The organism is Micromonospora sp. CPCC 205558 (assembly GCF_036902955.1).
Taxonomy (GTDB): Bacteria; Actinomycetota; Actinomycetes; order Mycobacteriales; family Micromonosporaceae; genus Micromonospora.
The window spans coordinates 45,350-61,686 of record NZ_JBAKHR010000007.1; the positions used below are offsets into that span (position 1 = coordinate 45,350).

A 16,337-nucleotide genomic window follows, 5' to 3' on the forward strand; every position below is an offset into this window, starting at 1 on the left:
CAGCATTTTCGCGTTCCCGGGAAGCGGGGGGAGAGGGGCACGAGGCACGTATCGTGCCGGGCATGACGCCGGCCGCCACCTGCCCGAAGTGCGGGCGACGAGGCAGCCCGAGCTGGTACGAGGATTCCGCCGAGCCCACCGACTGGGTGTGCCCGGCGGGGCATCGGTGGTCGAGCGCCGGCTCTGCGCCGTACGCGTCACCCGCCGCGGTTCCCGGACGCCAGGACACGGGTGAGGCGTCGACGGGGCCGCGCCCCGCGCGTGTCGGCAGGGACGGGCGGAGTTGGCGGATCGGGACGGCAGACGACGTCGCCTGGATCGCCGGGCACACCACACAGGACCTGTCGGTCACCGCCGCGATCCCGCCGGTGTTCGACGCGTACGGCACCTTCCACCAGCCCGACGGCGTCGGGGTCGATGCCCACGAACATGCCGTGATCGACGAGCTGATGGCGTGCACCCCGGATCAGCCCTGGTGGCTGGGCTACCTCGACACCGGCGCCCACGACATCGTCTTCCCGGGCGCGGCGATGGTGTCCCTCTACTGGGGGTGGTCCTACCTGCTGGTCGAGGCGGGACCCGAGCAGGCCCTCACCTGGCGTACCGGTCACCTGCGCGGCGGCGACGGGGCGCTGCCCGACCTGTTCTTTCCCGCAGATCGCTCCTGGCTCGTCTCCGCACTGTGGGACGACACCTGGACCGACATCGGCGCCAGCGTCGCCGTGCTCACGGCACTGCGGCGTAACCCGCTGGTCAACGCGCGCCTTGTCCGGCCGGATGAGGACGCGTGTCCGCCCGGCCTGACGCGCGACTGACCCCTGTCGAGGGGACCCTCAGATCGGTCTACTTTACATAATGTGCATTATCGAATCGCGCTCGCTCATCGTCTACGCACGCGTACGGCGCAACCAGTCCTGAGTGAGTGACCGCAGCAACGAGGGTTGTTCGTACGGCAGGTAGTGCCCCGCCGCGTCGATCACGGTGAAGGTGCCGCGCGGATAGCGGCGCATGGCGCGGAACTGATCGGCGTACCCGACGATCCTGTCCTGTCGGCCGGTGATCACCGTGACCGGGCCGTCGAAGACGACGTCGGCGTTCTCGTCGGGCAACGCGTAGTCGAGCCCGGTCTGCAACTTCTCCTGGAACGTCGCGTCACCGGGACCACCGGAGTTCAGTGCCGCGAGCACCGTCGCGACGACCGTTGGCGTGCGATGGCCCAGGGCGGCGTCGAGGTGGGCGTGCAGGGCGATGGGAGCGGCGTCGAGCCAGCCCTCGGGCGCTTCCGACGGCGGGTCGGCGGGCAGGTCCCGGCTGTCGCGGGCGATGGTGACGCCTGGGCAGACGAGGAGCAGGCCGCGGACGAGTTCGGGTCGTCGGCGGGCGATGCCGCTGGCCAGGTATGCGCCGTAGGAACCGCCGGCGAGCAGGACCGGCGCGTCGACGTGGTGGTCGAGCCACCCGCACACCGTGTCCAGCACCGCCTGGGACGTCGGTGGGCAGTTCGCCGGGGTGTCGCCGTGGCCGGGTAGGTCCAGGTATGTCTCTCGCAGGCCCGCGCCTGCGAGGGCTGGGCCGAACGCGGCAGCTGTGGCGGCGCGGGTCATGCCGAACATCGGCAGGCACACCACCTCTGGTGCTGTGCCCGGTGACTGGTCGACTGCCAGGTGCATGTGTCAGGTTCTCCCCTGCTGGAGGGTGCGGTCCATTTTGTACTCCTCGTCAGTGGTTCAGTTGCCCGCCGCGAATGTGGCTGAGGGTGGTCTCGGCGCCGGCGTACCTGCCTCCCTGGGGCGCGCGGGAGTCGATGGGGTCGTCGGCGCCGACGACGTGGGTGGCGTGGTCTTCCGCGTTGTCGACGGGCGTGTAGCCGAGCTGGATGCCAGCGTCGAGGCTCCAGAACCGGCGGGTGTTGGCCGACACGGCGTAGACGGTGGCGAAGGAGACGTCGGGTGCGGTGATGGCCGCTCGGATGAACCCGAGGCAGTCGCGTGGGCTGAGCCAGGTGGCGAGATATCGGACGTCGTCTGGCCTGTCCTCGAAGCTGCCGATGCGCAGACACACCACGGACAGGGCGAACTTGTCCGCGTACAGGCGGGCGAGAGCCTCGATTGCCACCTTGCTCACCCCGTAGAACCCGTCCGGTCGGACCGGATCTTCGGGGTTGACGATCTTTCCGACGGGGTGGAAGCCGGTGACCCGGTTGCTGCTGGCAAGGACGACCCTGTCGACCTGTTGCCGGCGGGCGGCCTCGAGGACGTGGAACGTGCCGAGCACGTTGGCGTCCAGCAGGTCGGCAAGTGGGGCCTCGTCCGGCAGCCCGGCGAGGTGGATCACCACGTCCGCGCCCTCGAACGCCGAGATCAGGGCGTCGAGGTCGGTGAGGTCCAGGCGGATGACCCGCTCCACCGGCGACTGCGCGGTCAGTGGGTCGCGATCGATGAGGACGAGGTGGCGGGTCTCGTCGCGGAGGGCGTGGCGGAGTGCGCTGCCGATGCGGCCGGCGGCGCCTGTGATGACCACGGTCCCGAAGGGTGGACTCATGTCGGTAGTCTCTCCTCCCCTGCCGACATGTCCTCGCAGGCGTTACCATGATCGAACTTCGTCGATCATGGTGGGACGTTGCCCGCATCACACCTGAGCTGCGGACCTTCTTAGGGTAAGCGCCGTCGCTGTCGCCGACCTCACGTGCGCCCCTCGCAGGGAATTCTCGCGTTGGCCGCGCGGTTGTCCGTTCGGAAGATCAGAAGCACATGATCGAATGGAAGTGCCATGCGCATGCGCTCAGACGCGGTAGTGCTGTTCGGCGTCACGGGAGATCTCGTCTCGAAGAAGCTGTTCCCGGCGCTGTACGAGTTGACCTCGCGCGACCGCCTCGACGTCCCGGTGATCGGTGTGGCCCGCTCCCCCTGGGATGATCAGCAGCTGGTCACCATGGCTCGCAAGTCCGTCAGCGAGGCCAACGACGAGGTCGACGACGAGACCTTCGATCGGCTGGCGGACAACCTTTCGATGATCTCGGGCAACTACGCGGACCCGGCGACGTACCAGCGGCTGGCTGAGCGGCTCCGCGACGCCGAGCGGCCGGTCTTCTACCTGGCGATCCCTCCGGCGGTGTTCGGTGCCGTCGTCGAGGGCCTGGCGGCCGTGGGTCTGGCCGACCGGGGTCGGGTGATCGTGGAGAAGCCGTTCGGGCGTGACCTGGAGTCCTCCCGCGAGCTGGAGCGCACGCTGGGCGCGGCCTTCGCGCCGGAGCGGGTGTTCCGCATCGACCACTACCTCGGCAAGGAAGCCGTCGAGGGCCTCTACGCCTTCCGGTTCGCCAACCGGCTCTTCGAGCCGCTGTGGAACAACGAGCACATCGACAACATCCAGGTCACCCTCGCCGAGGGTTTCGGCACGCAGGGCCGGGCCGGCTTCTACGACACGGTGGGCGCGACCCGGGACGTGCTGCAGAACCACATCCTGCAGGTCGTCGCGCTCATCGCGATGGAGGCGCCGGCCAGCGAGGACACCGCGGCGTTCCGGGAAGCGGAGGCCGCGGTGCTGCGGCAGATCGCGCCGCTGTCGCCGGAGTCCACCGTACGGGGGCAGTACGCCGGCTACCGCGACGAGCCGGGCGTGGCGGCGGATTCGAACACGGAGACGTTCGTGGCGACCCGGTTGACCGTCGAGTCCCCCCGTTGGGCGGGTGTGCCGTTCTACCTGCGTACGGGCAAGTCCCTGCCGGGGACGGCGACGGAGGTCGTGGTCGAGTTCAAACAGCCGCAGCGGTCCCTGATCCCGGCGGAGCGGGGCACGGCGACGGCCGCGAACCTGTTGCGTTTCCGGCTGGGGCGCGGTGACGGCATCACCATGTCGATCCAGGCGAAGAGCCCGGGCGCCGAGGTGGCGAGCCGTCCGGTGGACCTGTCCGTCGACTTCGGCGCGGCTCTCGGTCGCCGCCAGGAGGCGTACGAGCGGTTGCTCGACGACGCGATGGACGGGCAGCACCTGCGCTTCGCGCGGGCCGAGGCGATCGAGCAGGAGTGGCGCATCGTCGAGCCGATCCTGGATCTGCCGGCGGCCGTGCAGACGTACGAGAAGGGCAGCTGGGGTCCGGCGGACGCCGACACGCTGGCCGGCGGCTGGCACACCCCGGACCTGCGTTAGCGAGAGCGTCGCTGAGCCGGCGGCGGTGTGGGCTGACTGACCGCTCAGCTCAGCGGAGCGACCGTCCGGCGACGGTGAGGTTTGCCGCTGGTCAGTGGTGTGGGCACGTTGGGGGCGACGTTTCTCGTCCTCATCGGAGAGGAAGCAGCGCATGCTTTCCGCACTCGATCGTCGGCACACCGTCGCGCCGCCCGGCTACAGCCGGTGGCTCATCCCCCCGGCGGCGTTGGCCATCCACCTCTGCATCGGTCAGGTCTACGCGACCAGCGTCTACAAGAACTCGCTGATCGCACACTTCGACACCAGTCAGACGGCGATCGGGGTGATCTTCAGCATCGCGATCGTGATGCTCGGGTTGTCCGCCGCGGTCGCCGGGACCTGGGTGGAGGCGAACGGGCCGCGCAAGGCCATGTTCGTCTCCGCCTGTTTCTGGGCGGCGGGTTTCCTGGTGGGCTCGCTGGGCATCGCCACCAAGCAGCTGTGGCTGCTGTATCTGGGCTACGGGCTGCTCGGCGGCATCGGGCTGGGCATCGGCTACATCTCCCCCGTCTCCACCCTGATCAAGTGGTTCCCGGACCGGCCGGGGCTGGCCACCGGGCTGGCGATCATGGGGTTCGGTGGTGGGGCGATGGTCGCCTCTCCCCTGTCCCGGCAACTGTTGTCGTTCTACGACGCCGGCTACGACCCGGCCAACGCGGGGTCGACGGCGTCGGGCAGCGCCCTGGTGTGGCTGTTCGTGACGCTCGGCCTGGGCTACTTCGTGATCATGATGTTCGGGGTGGCGAACGTGCGGGTGCCGGCGCAGGGCTGGCGTCCGGCCGGTTTCGACCCGGCGAGCGTGGCGGCGAAGCCGTTGGTCACCACGGCGAACGTGTCGGCGGCGAACGCGGTGAAGACCCGCTCGTTCTGGCTGCTGTGGGTGGTGCTGTTCTGCAACGTGACAGCTGGCATCGGCATCCTGGAGCAGGCCAGTCCGATGATCCAGGACTTCTTCCGCGACAACGGCACCTCGACGGTGACGGTCGCGGCGGCCGGTGGGTTCGTGGGTCTGTTGTCGCTGTTCAACATGGCCGGCCGGTTCGCGTGGTCGTCGACTTCGGACGTCATCGGCCGCAAACCGATCTACCTGGTGTACCTGGGTGTCGGCATGGTGCTGTACGCGTTGCTGGCGCTCGTCGGGCAGACCTCGACGGCCCTGTTCGTGTTGTTGGCCTGCGTGATCCTGTCGTTCTACGGCGGTGGGTTCGCGACCGTGCCGGCGTACCTGCGGGACCTGTTCGGCACGTTCCAGGTCGGTGCGATCCACGGTCGGCTGCTGACCGCCTGGTCGGCGGCGGGGATCGCGGGTCCGCTGATCGTCAACGGGTTCCTCGACGCGCAGGGCGAGCCGGGCTCGCTGACGGCCGCGGCGTACCGCCCGGCGCTGTTCACGATGGTGGGGGTGCTGGCCGTGGGCTTCGCGGCGAACCTGCTGGTGCGGCCGGTGCCGCAGCGCTACCACGAACCACCGGCGCAACAGCACCCGGAACAGGCCGCAGAGCGGGACGAGGACACGACGGCGCAGAGGAGTGGTACGCGATGAGTGAGGACAGCCGACCCGGGCAGCAGGCCCGGTTGTGGATTTCCTGGTTGGTGGTGGCGGCGCTGCTCGGCTACGGGGTGGCGCAGACCGTCGTCACGGCGGCGAAGCTGTTCACCCACTGAGGTGCGCGCGGGGTGCCGTCGGGCGGCACCCCGCAGCACCCGTCAGAGACCGCCGGAGACCCGCAGCACGGTCCCGGTGGCGTACGAGGCGTCCGGGCCGAGCAGCCAGGCGATGGCGGCGGCGATCTCGTCGGGTTCGCCGGCGCGGCCCAGCGGGATGCGACCGACGGCCGAGTCGGCGCGGTCGGGCATTCCGGAGTCGGCGTGGATGTCGGTGCGCACGATGCCGGGGGCGACGGCGTTGACCCGGATGCCCTTCGGGGCGAGTTCCTTGGCCAGGCCGACGGTGAGGGTGTCGGTGGCGGCCTTCACGGCGGCGTAGTGCACGTACTCCCCCGGGCTGCCGAGGGTCGCGGCCGCGGACGAGACGTTGACGATCGCCCCGCCGTCGGTGAGTCGCCGGGCGGCCTGTTGGGCGCACAGGACGTAGCCGACGAGGTTGACGTCGACGACCCGGCGCAGGTCCTCGACCCGCAGCTCGGTGAAGGGCCCGATGAGGCTGGTGACGCCGGCGTTGTTGACCAGGCCGGTGAGCGGGCCGAGCTCAGCGGCCGCGTCGAACAGGGCGCGCACCTGCTCGGGGTCGGTGGTGTCGGCGCGTACCGCGATGGCCTGTGCGCCGACGGCCCGCAGGTCGGCCAGGACAGCGGTGGCGGCGGCGGAGTCGCGGCGGTAGCACAGGGCGACGTGGTGGCCGGCGGTGGCGAGCCGGCGGGCGGTGGCCGCGCCGATGCCCCGGCCGCCGCCGGTGATGACGGTGACGGGTGCCACGGTGCCTCCCAGTGTCTGCGTACGGGCTGCGCCGACGCTACCGTGACCGGCGCGGGTCGGTCGTCGAGAGGAGGGTCACATGCAGCGGGCGTTGGTGTTCGGCGGTGGCGGGGTGACCGGAGTGGCCTGGGAGTTGGGGCTGCTGGCGGGGTTGGTCGAGCGGGGTGTGCCGGTCACCGAGGCGGACCTGGTGGTGGGCACGTCGGCGGGGTCGGTGGTCGGCGCGCAGGTGTGCTCCGGGTTGCCCGTGCAGCGGTTCTACGCCGAGCAGTTGGCGCCGCCGTCGGGTGAGCTGGCGGCCCGGTTGGGCTTCGCGGCGCTGGCGCGGCTGGTCTGGGCCGGTGGTCGGACCCGCGACGCGGTGCGTTCGCGGGCGCGGATCGGGGCGATGGCGGTGGCGGCGCGTACCCCGTCGGAGGCCTCGCGGCGCGCGGTGATCGAGGCGCGGCTGCCGCAGCGGGAGTGGCCGCAGCGGCGGCTGCTGGTCACGGCGGTGGATGCGTCGTCGGGTGAGTTCGTGGTGTTCGACCGCGACAGCGGGGTGTCGCTGGTGGACGCCGTGGGCGCGAGTTGCGCGGTGCCCGGGGTGTGGCCGCCGGTGACGATCGGCGCGCGCCGCTTCGTCGACGGTGGGATGCGCTCGACGGTGAACGCGGACCTGGCGGCCGACGCGCGTGCGGTGTTGGTGCTCGCCCCGACGTCGGCGGCGTTCGGGCCGATGCCGCGGCTGTCGGCGCAGGTGGACGGGTTGCGGGCGGCCGGGTCGCGGGTGGTGGTGGTGACGCCGGACGCGGCGGCGCGTACGGCGATCGGCCGCAACGTGTTGGATCCGGCGCGGCGGGCGGGGGCGGCGCGGGCCGGGCGGGCCCAGGCCGACGCGGTGGTCGGCGAGGTGGCCGCGCTCTGGGGGTGATCGCTTACGCTCTCCGCGCGGTCGTTCAGACGATGGAGGTGCGCGGTGGCGGGTGTGGGTGTCGGCGACGTGGTGCAGGATTTCGAGCTGCCGGATGAGACGGGCACGCCACGGCGACTGTCGGAGTTTCTGGCGACCGGGCCGGTGGTGCTGTTCTTCTACCCGGCGGCGATGACCCGGGGGTGCACCGCGGAGAGCTGCCACTTCCGCGACCTCGCGGCGGAGTTCACGGCGCTGGGCGCGTCACGGGTGGGCATCAGCCGGGATCCGGTGGCGAAGCAGGCCGAGTTCTCAAAGCTGCACGGCTTCGACTATCCGCTGCTGTCGGACGTCGACGGTGCGGTGACGCAGCAGTTCGGGGTCAAGCGGCGGGTGCCGTTGGGGCCGCTGAGCATGAAGCGGATGACGTTCGTGATCGGCGCCGACCGGCGGGTCATCGAGGTGATCCACAGTGAGGTGAGCATGAACGACCACGCGGACCGGGCGCTGCGGGCGTTGGGCGGCTGAGCGGGCGTGAGCCCCGTGCGGCGGGTGTCGCAGCCGGCTGGTATCAAGACAGCAATCAAACAGGTGTACGGAAGAGGGTTGTGATGGATGCCGGCCAGGGTTTGTCCACTAGCGAGGTGCAGAGCATCCGGGAGGCGTTGGCGGCCGGGCGTAAACCGCGGGTGGTGTTCACCGCGGCGGCGGGGCAGATCGCCGGTCAGATCGGTCAGGTGGTCGAGCTGACCGACCCGGAGGTGTCCGACGAGTTCGTGGTGGTGCGTTTCGGTCGCGACGAGTTGCCGTTCTCCCCCGCCGACCTGGCCGTGGCGCCCAAGGGCGCCGGTCGTCGGGTGGTGGAGTCGAAGCCGGAGCCCGAGCCGGAGGTGCCGCCCGCGGTGGCCGCGCCGGAGTTCGTGTTGGACACACCGCGGGTGCCCGCGCAGCGACAGGAGGAGCCGAAGGTGGAGCAGACGGAGAAGCCGCCGGCGCGGCGGGCGGTCAAGGCCGTCAAGCCCAAGGGCCCCGCGGGTCTCACCGTGACCCTGGCGTACGCCGACGGTGAGTGGACCGTCGCCGCGCAGCAGGGCAGTAAGGCCCTCGCGAAGCCGTACGTGGTGAAGCCGGCCGAGGCGTTGAAGATGGTGGCCCTGGTCGACGTGCCGGGGGTGCAGGAGGCGGTGGAGCAGATCCTCGGCACCGAGCGGGCCGAGGCGGAGCAGCAGGCCGAGAAGCTGCGCGCCGAGCTGGCCGAGATCGAGGCCCGGCTGGCGGAGCTGCGCGAGGCCCGCTGAGGCGGGGGTCAGTGCCGGCTGTGGTGGTGCAGTAGTCGGGTGAGCAGTCGCGTCAGCTGCTCGCGCTCGCTGCCGGACAGCGGGGCGAGCAGCTCGGCTTGCACGCGCTCGACGGTCGCGCCCATCCGGCGTGCCTCGTCGGTGCCGGCGTCGGTGATGCTGATGACGTTGCGGCGGCGATCGGCCGGGTCGGGGGCACGCACCACGAGCCCTCGGCCGGCCAGGTCGTTGATGGCGGCCACCACGTCGCTGCGGTCGATGCCGCAGCGCCGGCCGAGGTCGGCCTGGCTCGCCGGCCCGTCCTCGGCCAGGGTGGCGAGCAGCCGGTAGTGGTAGCCGCGCAGGTCGTGCGCGGCGAAGCCCTCGCTGAGCAGGCGGGCGGCGTGGCTGGCGGTCTGGTTGAGCAGCCAGCTCGGGCTGGTGCTGAGCCCGGCGGGTGACTGCGGGGCCGCGTGATCCATGGGCGCAGCCTACCAGGAATCGTTGGCGCGACCCACGATCGAGTGTTACGTTGGCGCTACCAACGTTGGCTCGGCCAACGTACTGAAGGAGGCGTCATGTCCACCGTCCCCACCCTCAACGGCCAGGTCATCGGTCAGGCCCACTACGCCACCCGGGCCCTGCTCGAACAGGCCGTCGCTGCCCTCGGCGTCGAGTTCAACCAGGTGCTCGCCCTCAACGTCCTCGCCACCGGCCCGGTCGACCGCGCCCACCTCACCCAACGGATCACCAGCACACTCAAGGTCGACGAGTCGGTCGTGCACCAGGTGATCGCCCAACTCGTCGACGCCGGCCTCGCGCAGGTCGACAGCTCCCCGGCCGGCGACGGGCCGCGGATGACGCTCACCGACACCGGTCACACCACGCAGCGCGGCATCGCCGCCGCCGTCGCGGATCTTTCCGCCCGGCTGTACGCGGACATCCCCGCCGACGAGGCCGGCACGGCAGCACGGGTGCTCACCCTCGTCACCCAACGCGCGAACGCCGAGTTGGCGGCGATCCCGGCCTGACCGCGCCAAGGCCGTGGTGGTGGTGATCCCGGCCTGGCCGGACGCCGCCACCGGGCGACCGGCGCCCAGGACGCGGAGCCTGGGGCCGGCCGCCTGGACCACCTACCGCGCCGGGCGCTGCCCGAGCTCCGACACCACGGCCCGTTGCAGCACCGCGGTCGTGCCCAGCACCGTCCCGGCCGGCCCGTCGACGGTGTCCGCCACGAGATAGCTGCGCTCACCGAGGTAGTCGAAGCTCTGCTCATCGAAGATCCACTCGTCGCGGCGGCTCTGCTCGGTGTGCGCGACGGCTATCCCCCGCCGCCCGGCCGCGTCGGCGACCCCGCGCACCACCTCGACCCCGGGGATCTTCGCCGCGGCCCGGTAGAGCGCGGCGCTCGTGGCCGGCGGCACCAACGACTCGCGCAGGATGTCGCCGATCGCGGTGAACGCCGCGCCGTCGCGGCTGTTGCCCCGGCCCCGCTGCTGGCGTTCCCGGTACAGCTTCTCCAGCAGGGCCTCCGGATCCTCGGGCAGGTCGACCAGCGTCGCGTTCGGCGTCACCTCCGTGAGCGTCTCGCGCTGCGGGATCACACCGATGATCGGCGCGTGGAAGAACGGCTGCTGCAGCAGGCCGTCACCCCGCTCGTTCCGGGGGATCCAGATCTCCCGCTCGTGCACCGGTCGCAGCCGCGCCGGGCCGTCACCGAGCTCGGCGAAGGCGCCCCGGCTCCTGATGTAGACGTACCCGCCCACGCCGGACGGTGGCCCCGGCCTGTCGGTGACCACCGTGGCCATCCGGTTCAGCAGCAGTGACGCCCCGACGCGTTCCCCCTGCTCGACCGGGACGATCAGTGGCGCGCTGTCGGGCGACCACGGCTGGGCGATCACCCCGGCGGCGACCGCGACGGTCAGCACGCCCGCCACGGGCGCGAGCACCCGCATCCGTCGTTGCCGCCGCGACGGCCGCCGGATCTCGGTCAGCAGATGATGCCGCAGCGCCTGTCGGCGCATCGCCGGCAGGGCCGGCACGGGCGGGGCGGTGGGCTCTCTCATCGGTACTCTCCCTGCTCGACGGGGATCATCCGGGTGCCGGCCAGCTCCTGCTGCGCCAGCGCTCGCAGCCGGGTCCGGGCCCGCGACAGTCGAGAGCGCACGGTCCCGACGGGTACGCCCAGCGCCTCGGCCGCCGCCGCGTAGTCCAGTTGCGACCACACGCAGAGCAGGAACACCTCCCGGTCGGCGCGGCGCAACGCCCGCAGTCCCGCCATGGCGGCGGCCACCTGGTCGGCGTCGTGCATCCGGTCGACCACCGAGTCGGCGAAATCCGGGACGGTGTCGCGTACCGGCAGCCGCCGCAACGCCTCCCGGTGCCGTCGCGCTGCTCGCCGGCTGTTGCGCAGGACGTTTGTCGCGATCCCGAGCAGCCACGGCAGCAGGCTGTCCCCACCCGGGCGCAGGGATTCGCGGATCCGCCACGCCTCGAGGAAGGTCAGCGACACCACGTCCTCGGCATGCGCCGGATCGCTTCCGCTCCACAGCGCATGTCGATGAACCGCGTCGGCGTGCGCGTCGAAGAGCTCACCCAACGCATCGGAGTCTCCGGCCCGGATCCGGGCCCGCATCTCGGCTGTCACACCTGTATCTGTCCGCTGCCGCCGCTGAGTTCCCACTTCGGAGGCGGAAACCATCGGCCGCCGGTCAGAAGTAGTCGAGCAACTGCGCCGGCCCGCCGGAGGCCAGGAGGTCGAGCGCGGCCGGATCGACACCCGGGCTGTGGTGCAGCAGGCCGGCCTGCGCGACCGACCGGGCCTGCGCCACCCCGGCGTACAGCAACGCGAAACCGCGGACGTCCAACCGCAGCTCCGCCTCGCCGCCGACGCGGGTCAGCTCGGCGGCGCCGTCGGCGACAGCCAACCGCCAGGTGCCGGAGTTCCAGTCGGCGAGCGGATCGGTGAGGCCGAAGTCGACGACGCCGCGGGTGTGGGCGGGCCACCCCCGCGCGCTTACCGCCCGCGCCACGTCCACCGGCCGGTGCATCCACAGGTCCCGCTCGTGCTCGCGGGCCGACTCCAACGGAAGCTGGGCGCTGACCGCATCCCCGTCGAGGGGGCACAGCCGCAGGGTCGGCGCGACGCTTGCCCAACTGCCGAGCACCCCGACGAGTTCCCGGGCGGCCTCGGCGGTGACGGCCAGCGCCTCATCGACGGTGAGCACGGAGTCTGCCCCGTAGCCCCGGCCCCGCTGCCAGGTGGCGTAACCGACCAGCTCGCCGTCGGCCTCGACGAGGGTGACCGCGTCGCCGGGCAGACCGCGGTCGGCGACGTCGAACAGTTCACCCCGGCGGGTCAGCATGCCGTTGCGGTGTCGGGTGACCCGCTCGTACAGGGCGTCGACGGCCGGCAGGTCGGCGCGCGTACCGGCCCGGACGGTGAGGTGCGACGCGGGCCGGTGCCGGGGCAACAATGCGGTGGTCAGGTCGACGGTGCGTAGCACCCCGGCGGTCTCCCACCCGCAGGCCCGGTACGGGGCGGCGACTGTCGGATAGAGCGCGCTGATCGCCGCCTGACGCTCGCGGGCGCCGCGCAGCAGCGCGCCGAGCAGGGCGCGAGCCACGCCACGACCACGGGCCTCGGGTGCGACCGCCACTCCGGCCACGTCGGCGGCCGGCACCGCCCGCCCGGACCACCACTGATCGTGGTGCAGGTCGACGGCCTTGCCGACGAGCCGACCGGCGTCGTCGAACGCGCCGTAACGGGTCAGGCCGGGCACCGGCGAGGGCGCGGGCGCCGGGCGCTGCGGGTCGGAGCCGAACGCGAACCGGCCCAGCTCCCAGGCGGCGTCGAGGTCGTCGGCGGTGAGTTCGCGTACGTGCACGGTGGCGGGCATCGGCACACCGTAGCGAGACATCTCCGCACCAAGAGCCGATTTAACGCCGCCATGATCAATTCACTACGCGATCTTGCAGTTTCGGTCGCGGCATACGGGGCATTCCACGCATCACGACGACCGAAACTGCAAGATCGGCGGGGGTGTCGAGTTCGGTCAGTGCTGCGGGATGTTGGCCACGCCGATGCGCTTGCGGAACACCCAGTACGTCCAGCCCTGATAGGCGAGCACCACCGGAGTGAAGATCACCGCCACCCAGGTCATGATCTTCAAGGTGTACGGGGTGGACGCGGCGTTGGTGGCCGTCAGCGTGCCGGCCGCGTCCAGGGTGGAGGGCATGACGTTCGGGAACAACGCGGCGAACAGGGTCGCCACGGCCAGGCCGATCGCCACGGCGGTACCGGTGAACGCCCAGCCCTCGCGGCGTACCCGGGCGGCGGCGAGACCACCGAGCAGGGCGAGGGCCGCGCCGACGGCGAGCGCGACGGCGGCCGTGCTGGAGCGGATGTTCAGCGTCCAGGTCAGGAACCCGACCGCGAGCACGGCGGCGCCGACCCCCAGGCGCACCGCGAGCGCGCGGGCGCGCTCGCGGATGTCGCCGGTGGTCTTCAGGGCGAGAAACACCGCGCCGTGGGTGAGGAACAGCGCGAGGGTGGTCGCGCCGCCCAGCAGGGCGTACGGGTTGAGCAGGTCCAGCAGGCCGCCGACGTACTCGTGGTCGGCGTCCAGTGGCACGCCACGCAGGATGTTGGCGAAGGCGACGCCCCACAGGATCGCCGGCAGCAGTGAACCGACAACGATCGCCGTGTCCCAGCGGCGCTTCCAGGACGCCTCGGGGCGCTTGTGCCGGTATTCGAAGGCGACGCCCCGCGCGATCAGGGCCAACAGGATCAGCAGCAGCGGCAGATAGAAGCCGGAGAAGAGGGTGGCGTACCACTCGGGGAACGCGGCGAACATGGCCCCACCGGCGGTGATCAGCCAGACCTCGTTACCGTCCCAGACCGGGCCGATGGTGTTGATCAGGACGCGGCGTTCCCGGTCGTCGCGGCCGAGCACGGGCAGCAGCATGCCGACGCCGAAGTCGAAGCCCTCCAGGATGAAGTACCCGGTGAAGAGCACGGCGATGAGGAGAAACCAGATGGTGGTGAGGTCCACGGCAGGCTCCGGTGATCAGTAGGCGAAGGCGAGCGGGCGCTCGGCGTCGTCGGTGTCGTCGGTGGGGGGTTGCTCGCTGACATCCGGCACGCCGGCCTTGGCGTAGCGCAGCAGCAGCTTGACCTCGATCACGGCGAGCGTGGCGTAGATCAGCGTGAACGCGGTGAAGGAGGTGAGCACCTCGGCCAGCGAGACGCTGCGGGAGACGCCGTTGCGGGTGAGCATCTCGCCGAAGACGATCCACGGCTGGCGACCCATCTCGGTGAAGATCCAGCCGAAGGAGTTGGCCAGCAACGGCAGCACCGGCATGGCCAGCCCGGCGCGCAGCAGCCACTTACTGCTCGGGGTACGGCCCTTGCGTTGGCTCCAGAGCACCAGCAGGGCGATCGCGCCGGCCGCCATCCCGAAGGCGATCATGAAGCGGAAGCTCCAGTAGGTGACCGGGATGATCGGGGTGTAGCTGCCCGCGCCGTACTGGGTGGCGTACTGGGCCTGGAGGTCGTCGATGCCGTGCACGGTGCCGTGCGGGTCGCCGGTGCCCAGGTACGACAGCAGGTACGGGATCTTCAGGGCGAACACCTCGCGGCTGCCGTCCAGGCTGCCGATGGTGAGCACGGAGAACGAGGCGGGGCTCTCGGTGGTGTAAAGGCCTTCGGCGGCGGCCATCTTCATCGGCTGCACGTCGGTCATGATCTTGCCCTGGATGTCGCCGGTGAACAGCACGGCGGCGGAGGCGACCAGGACCACCCAGGAACCGAACTTGGTGGCGAAGCGGTACGCGCCGGTGTCGGCCGAGTCGCGGTTGCGGATGACGTGCCACAGGCCGACCGCGACGATCAGCGACCCGGCGACCAGGAACGAGCCGGCCAGGGTGTGCGGGAAGGTGATCAGGGCGACCTTGTTGGTCAGTACGGCCGGGAAGTCGGTCAACTCGGCGCGTCCGCTGTCGGGGTTGATCCGGTAGCCGACCGGGTTCTGCATGAACGAGTTCGCCGCGAGGATGAAGTACGCGGACAGGTTGGTGCCGATCGCGGCGGCCCAGATGCTGGCCAGGTGCGCCCGCTTGGGCAGCCGGTCCCAGCCGAAGATCCACAGGCCGATGAAGGTGGATTCGAGGAAGAACGCGACCAGCGCCTCGATGGCCAGGGGTGCGCCGAAGATGTCGCCGACGAAGCGGGAGTAGTCGCTCCAGTTCATGCCGAACTGGAACTCCTGCACGATGCCGGTGACCACGCCCATGGCAAAGTTGATCAGGAACAGCTTGCCGTAGAACTTGGTGAGCTTGAGGTAGCGCTCGTTGCCGGTGCGGTGCCACATCGTCTGCAGGATGGCCACCAGCACGGACAGGCCGATGGTCAGCGGAACGAAGAGGAAGTGGTAGACGGTGGTGACACCGAACTGCCAGCGGGCAACGTCCAACGCGTCCACCTGAGAACCCCCAGCCATTCGTACTACGAGACGTAGTAAATACTACTGCGCGTCGTAGATAGTGGGGCGGTCCGCACCCACCCGCCGGACATGACCCTGATCACCCGACCCGCCCTCGCGACCACCCCGCCGCATGCGACGATGGCGCGCTGATGGACACCGCACACTCCCCCTGGCAGCCGCCGCTGATCTGGCGCGCCGCCCAACTGCTGGCCCGCGCGCTGGTCGGCCTGCTCGCCCGCCTCGAGGTCACCGGCGACGTCCCGGAGCAGTTCCGGCGCGGCCCGCTGGTGCTGGCCGCCAACCACATCAGCCCGTTCGACCCCCTGGTGATGGCCGCCGCCTGCCAGACCCGCGGTATCGGCCCCCGGATCATGGCGACCGCCGGGCTGTTCCGGGTGCCGGTGCTCGGCGCCGCCATGCGCCACGCCGGGCACATCCGGGTCGACCGGGGCACCAGCGCCGTGCACCGGGCGCTCGACGACGCCGCCAGCGCCGTCGCCAGGGGGTCGGTGATCCTCATCTACCCCGAGGGGCGCATCGGCCTGGACCCCGGCATGTGGCCCGAACGCGGCAAGACCGGTGCCGCCCGACTCGCCCTGGCCTGCGGCGCCCCGGTCGTCCCGGTCGCCCAGTGGGGCTCGCACGAGGTGCTGCCCTACCAGGCGCCCCGCGGCATGCTGCGCGGCATCGCCCGCTCACTGTGGCGCCGCCCGGTGGTCCGGGTGCACTTCGGCACGCCCGTCGATCTGGGCGAGACGACCGCCGCCCACCCCGGCGCGGCCCGCCGCGCCACCGACCGGATCATCGACGCGCTCACCGACACCCTCGCCCCGCTGCGCCCGGACGAGCCCGACCTGCCCCGGCACGTCGACCCCGGCCGTCCGAGCGACCCCAGCCGCGTCCACCGCCGCAACCCCCGCTGAGCCGCCGGCCGTTGGCGTAGCTCGCACCGCTGACACCGCTGGGCGGCCTGGGGGAAATCCCCCAGCGCAAAACGGCTGTCAGCCGGCTCCTGCCCGGACAACCGCGCGCCTAGCGTGATCTTCCGTAGCCATCGAC

18 protein-coding genes are annotated in these 16,337 nt (G+C 71.3%); 9 read left to right on the forward strand and 9 right to left on the reverse strand.

The genetic code is table 11. The annotated features are described in order from the left end of the window. Positions 1 to 62: 62 nt before the first annotated feature. Complete coding sequence (locus V6U86_RS09640) at positions 63 to 815, forward strand: hypothetical protein (protein WP_334500987.1); 753 nt, start codon at positions 63 to 65, stop codon at positions 813 to 815. A 72-nt stretch (positions 816 to 887) separates the two neighbouring features. On the opposite strand, the gene V6U86_RS09645 is transcribed toward V6U86_RS09640, so the two are convergent. Next, complete coding sequence (locus V6U86_RS09645; protein WP_334500989.1) at positions 888 to 1,670, reverse strand: alpha/beta fold hydrolase; 783 nt, start codon at positions 1,668 to 1,670, stop codon at positions 888 to 890. 49 nt (positions 1,671 to 1,719) lie between these two features. After that, entirely contained in the window at positions 1,720 to 2,541 is an 822-nt protein-coding gene (locus V6U86_RS09650; protein WP_334500992.1) for an NAD-dependent epimerase/dehydratase family protein, read from the reverse strand. A 228-nt stretch (positions 2,542 to 2,769) separates the two neighbouring features. Here V6U86_RS09650 and zwf point away from each other — a divergent pair, with 228 nt between their 5' ends. The 3 genes from zwf (at position 2,770) to V6U86_RS09665 (ending at position 5,853) form a co-directional block, all read left to right on the forward strand. After that, positions 2,770 to 4,149 carry a glucose-6-phosphate dehydrogenase gene (zwf, locus tag V6U86_RS09655; RefSeq protein ID WP_334500995.1) on the forward strand — a complete coding sequence of 460 codons (1,380 nt, stop codon included), beginning with the start codon at positions 2,770 to 2,772 and terminating at the stop codon, positions 4,147 to 4,149. A gap of 151 nt (positions 4,150 to 4,300) precedes the next feature. Further along, a complete protein-coding gene (locus tag V6U86_RS09660; protein ID WP_334500997.1) occupies positions 4,301 to 5,731 on the forward strand; it encodes an OFA family MFS transporter in 1,431 nt (476 codons plus the stop codon). Then, positions 5,728 to 5,853 carry an MFS transporter small subunit gene (locus V6U86_RS09665; protein WP_256442137.1) on the forward strand — a complete coding sequence of 42 codons (126 nt, stop codon included), beginning with the start codon at positions 5,728 to 5,730 and terminating at the stop codon, positions 5,851 to 5,853. The genes V6U86_RS09660 and V6U86_RS09665 overlap by 4 nt, the downstream gene beginning before the upstream one ends. A 42-nt stretch (positions 5,854 to 5,895) precedes the next feature. Here V6U86_RS09665 and V6U86_RS09670 read toward each other — a convergent pair whose 3' ends face one another. After that, the gene (locus tag V6U86_RS09670; protein ID WP_334501001.1) at positions 5,896 to 6,624 is read right to left on the reverse strand and encodes an SDR family NAD(P)-dependent oxidoreductase; all 729 of its coding nucleotides are present in this window, start codon (positions 6,622 to 6,624) and stop codon (positions 5,896 to 5,898) included. Between the two features lie 79 nt (positions 6,625 to 6,703). Between V6U86_RS09670 and V6U86_RS09675 the strand changes: the two genes are divergently transcribed. The 3 genes from V6U86_RS09675 to V6U86_RS09685 all read left to right on the forward strand — a co-directional run bounded on the left by V6U86_RS09675 (position 6,704) and on the right by V6U86_RS09685 (position 8,814). Then, the gene (locus V6U86_RS09675) at positions 6,704 to 7,537 is read left to right on the forward strand and encodes a patatin-like phospholipase family protein (RefSeq protein ID WP_334501004.1); all 834 of its coding nucleotides are present in this window, start codon (positions 6,704 to 6,706) and stop codon (positions 7,535 to 7,537) included. A gap of 45 nt (positions 7,538 to 7,582) precedes the next feature. Further along, positions 7,583 to 8,044: a peroxiredoxin gene (locus V6U86_RS09680; RefSeq protein ID WP_334501006.1), complete on the forward strand. Its 462-nt coding sequence runs from the start codon at positions 7,583 to 7,585 to the stop codon at positions 8,042 to 8,044. Positions 8,045 to 8,127: 83 nt separating this feature from the next. After that, entirely contained in the window at positions 8,128 to 8,814 is a 687-nt protein-coding gene (locus V6U86_RS09685) for a hypothetical protein (RefSeq protein WP_334501008.1), read from the forward strand. Between the two features lie 8 nt (positions 8,815 to 8,822). Here the strand turns inward: V6U86_RS09685 and V6U86_RS09690 are convergent, their stop codons facing one another. Then, entirely contained in the window at positions 8,823 to 9,275 is a 453-nt protein-coding gene (locus V6U86_RS09690; protein ID WP_334501010.1) for a MarR family winged helix-turn-helix transcriptional regulator, read from the reverse strand. A 96-nt stretch (positions 9,276 to 9,371) separates the two neighbouring features. Between V6U86_RS09690 and V6U86_RS09695 the strand changes: the two genes are divergently transcribed. Continuing rightward, a complete protein-coding gene (locus V6U86_RS09695; protein ID WP_334501012.1) occupies positions 9,372 to 9,824 on the forward strand; it encodes a MarR family winged helix-turn-helix transcriptional regulator in 453 nt (150 codons plus the stop codon). 102 nt (positions 9,825 to 9,926) lie between these two features. Here V6U86_RS09695 and V6U86_RS09700 read toward each other — a convergent pair whose 3' ends face one another. The 5 genes from V6U86_RS09700 to V6U86_RS09720 form a co-directional block, all read right to left on the reverse strand. Continuing rightward, positions 9,927 to 10,859, reverse strand: a complete 933-nt coding sequence (locus V6U86_RS09700) for a CU044_5270 family protein (RefSeq protein ID WP_334501014.1) — start codon at positions 10,857 to 10,859, stop codon at positions 9,927 to 9,929. Further along, positions 10,856 to 11,440, reverse strand: coding sequence for an RNA polymerase sigma factor (locus tag V6U86_RS09705; protein ID WP_334501016.1), 585 nt, complete (start codon positions 11,438 to 11,440; stop codon positions 10,856 to 10,858). Before V6U86_RS09705 ends, V6U86_RS09700 begins: the two co-directional genes overlap by 4 nt. A 64-nt stretch (positions 11,441 to 11,504) precedes the next feature. Then, positions 11,505 to 12,692: a GNAT family N-acetyltransferase gene (locus V6U86_RS09710; protein WP_334501018.1), complete on the reverse strand. Its 1,188-nt coding sequence runs from the start codon at positions 12,690 to 12,692 to the stop codon at positions 11,505 to 11,507. Positions 12,693 to 12,848: 156 nt separating this feature from the next. Then, entirely contained in the window at positions 12,849 to 13,847 is a 999-nt protein-coding gene (gene cydB, locus V6U86_RS09715) for a cytochrome d ubiquinol oxidase subunit II (RefSeq protein ID WP_334501020.1), read from the reverse strand. Between the two features lie 15 nt (positions 13,848 to 13,862). Further along, on the reverse strand, positions 13,863 to 15,275 hold the full coding sequence (locus V6U86_RS09720; RefSeq protein ID WP_334501609.1) for a cytochrome ubiquinol oxidase subunit I: 1,413 nt from the start codon (positions 15,273 to 15,275) through the stop codon (positions 13,863 to 13,865). A gap of 152 nt (positions 15,276 to 15,427) precedes the next feature. Between V6U86_RS09720 and V6U86_RS09725 the strand changes: the two genes are divergently transcribed. Next, on the forward strand, positions 15,428 to 16,201 hold the full coding sequence (locus tag V6U86_RS09725) for a lysophospholipid acyltransferase family protein (RefSeq protein WP_334501022.1): 774 nt from the start codon (positions 15,428 to 15,430) through the stop codon (positions 16,199 to 16,201). The last annotated feature ends 136 nt before the right edge of the window (positions 16,202 to 16,337 follow it).

Bases quoted from the DNA above. Each gene is read 5' to 3' on its own strand.
- V6U86_RS09640 (WP_334500987.1), top strand. From the start codon at position 63: ATGACGCCGGCCGCCACCTGCCCGAAGTGCGGGCGACGAGGCAGCCCG.
- V6U86_RS09645 (WP_334500989.1), bottom strand. From the start codon at position 1,670: ATGCACCTGGCAGTCGACCAGTCACCGGGCACAGCACCAGAGGTGGTG.
- V6U86_RS09650 (WP_334500992.1), bottom strand. From the start codon at position 2,541: ATGAGTCCACCCTTCGGGACCGTGGTCATCACAGGCGCCGCCGGCCGC.
- zwf (WP_334500995.1), top strand. From the start codon at position 2,770: ATGCGCATGCGCTCAGACGCGGTAGTGCTGTTCGGCGTCACGGGAGAT.
- V6U86_RS09660 (WP_334500997.1), top strand. From the start codon at position 4,301: ATGCTTTCCGCACTCGATCGTCGGCACACCGTCGCGCCGCCCGGCTAC.
- V6U86_RS09665 (WP_256442137.1), top strand. From the start codon at position 5,728: ATGAGTGAGGACAGCCGACCCGGGCAGCAGGCCCGGTTGTGGATTTCC.
- V6U86_RS09675 (WP_334501004.1), top strand. From the start codon at position 6,704: ATGCAGCGGGCGTTGGTGTTCGGCGGTGGCGGGGTGACCGGAGTGGCC.
- V6U86_RS09685 (WP_334501008.1), top strand. From the start codon at position 8,128: ATGGATGCCGGCCAGGGTTTGTCCACTAGCGAGGTGCAGAGCATCCGG.
- V6U86_RS09690 (WP_334501010.1), bottom strand. From the start codon at position 9,275: ATGGATCACGCGGCCCCGCAGTCACCCGCCGGGCTCAGCACCAGCCCG.
- V6U86_RS09695 (WP_334501012.1), top strand. From the start codon at position 9,372: ATGTCCACCGTCCCCACCCTCAACGGCCAGGTCATCGGTCAGGCCCAC.
- V6U86_RS09700 (WP_334501014.1), bottom strand. From the start codon at position 10,859: ATGAGAGAGCCCACCGCCCCGCCCGTGCCGGCCCTGCCGGCGATGCGC.
- V6U86_RS09710 (WP_334501018.1), bottom strand. From the start codon at position 12,692: ATGCCCGCCACCGTGCACGTACGCGAACTCACCGCCGACGACCTCGAC.
- V6U86_RS09725 (WP_334501022.1), top strand. From the start codon at position 15,428: ATGGACACCGCACACTCCCCCTGGCAGCCGCCGCTGATCTGGCGCGCC.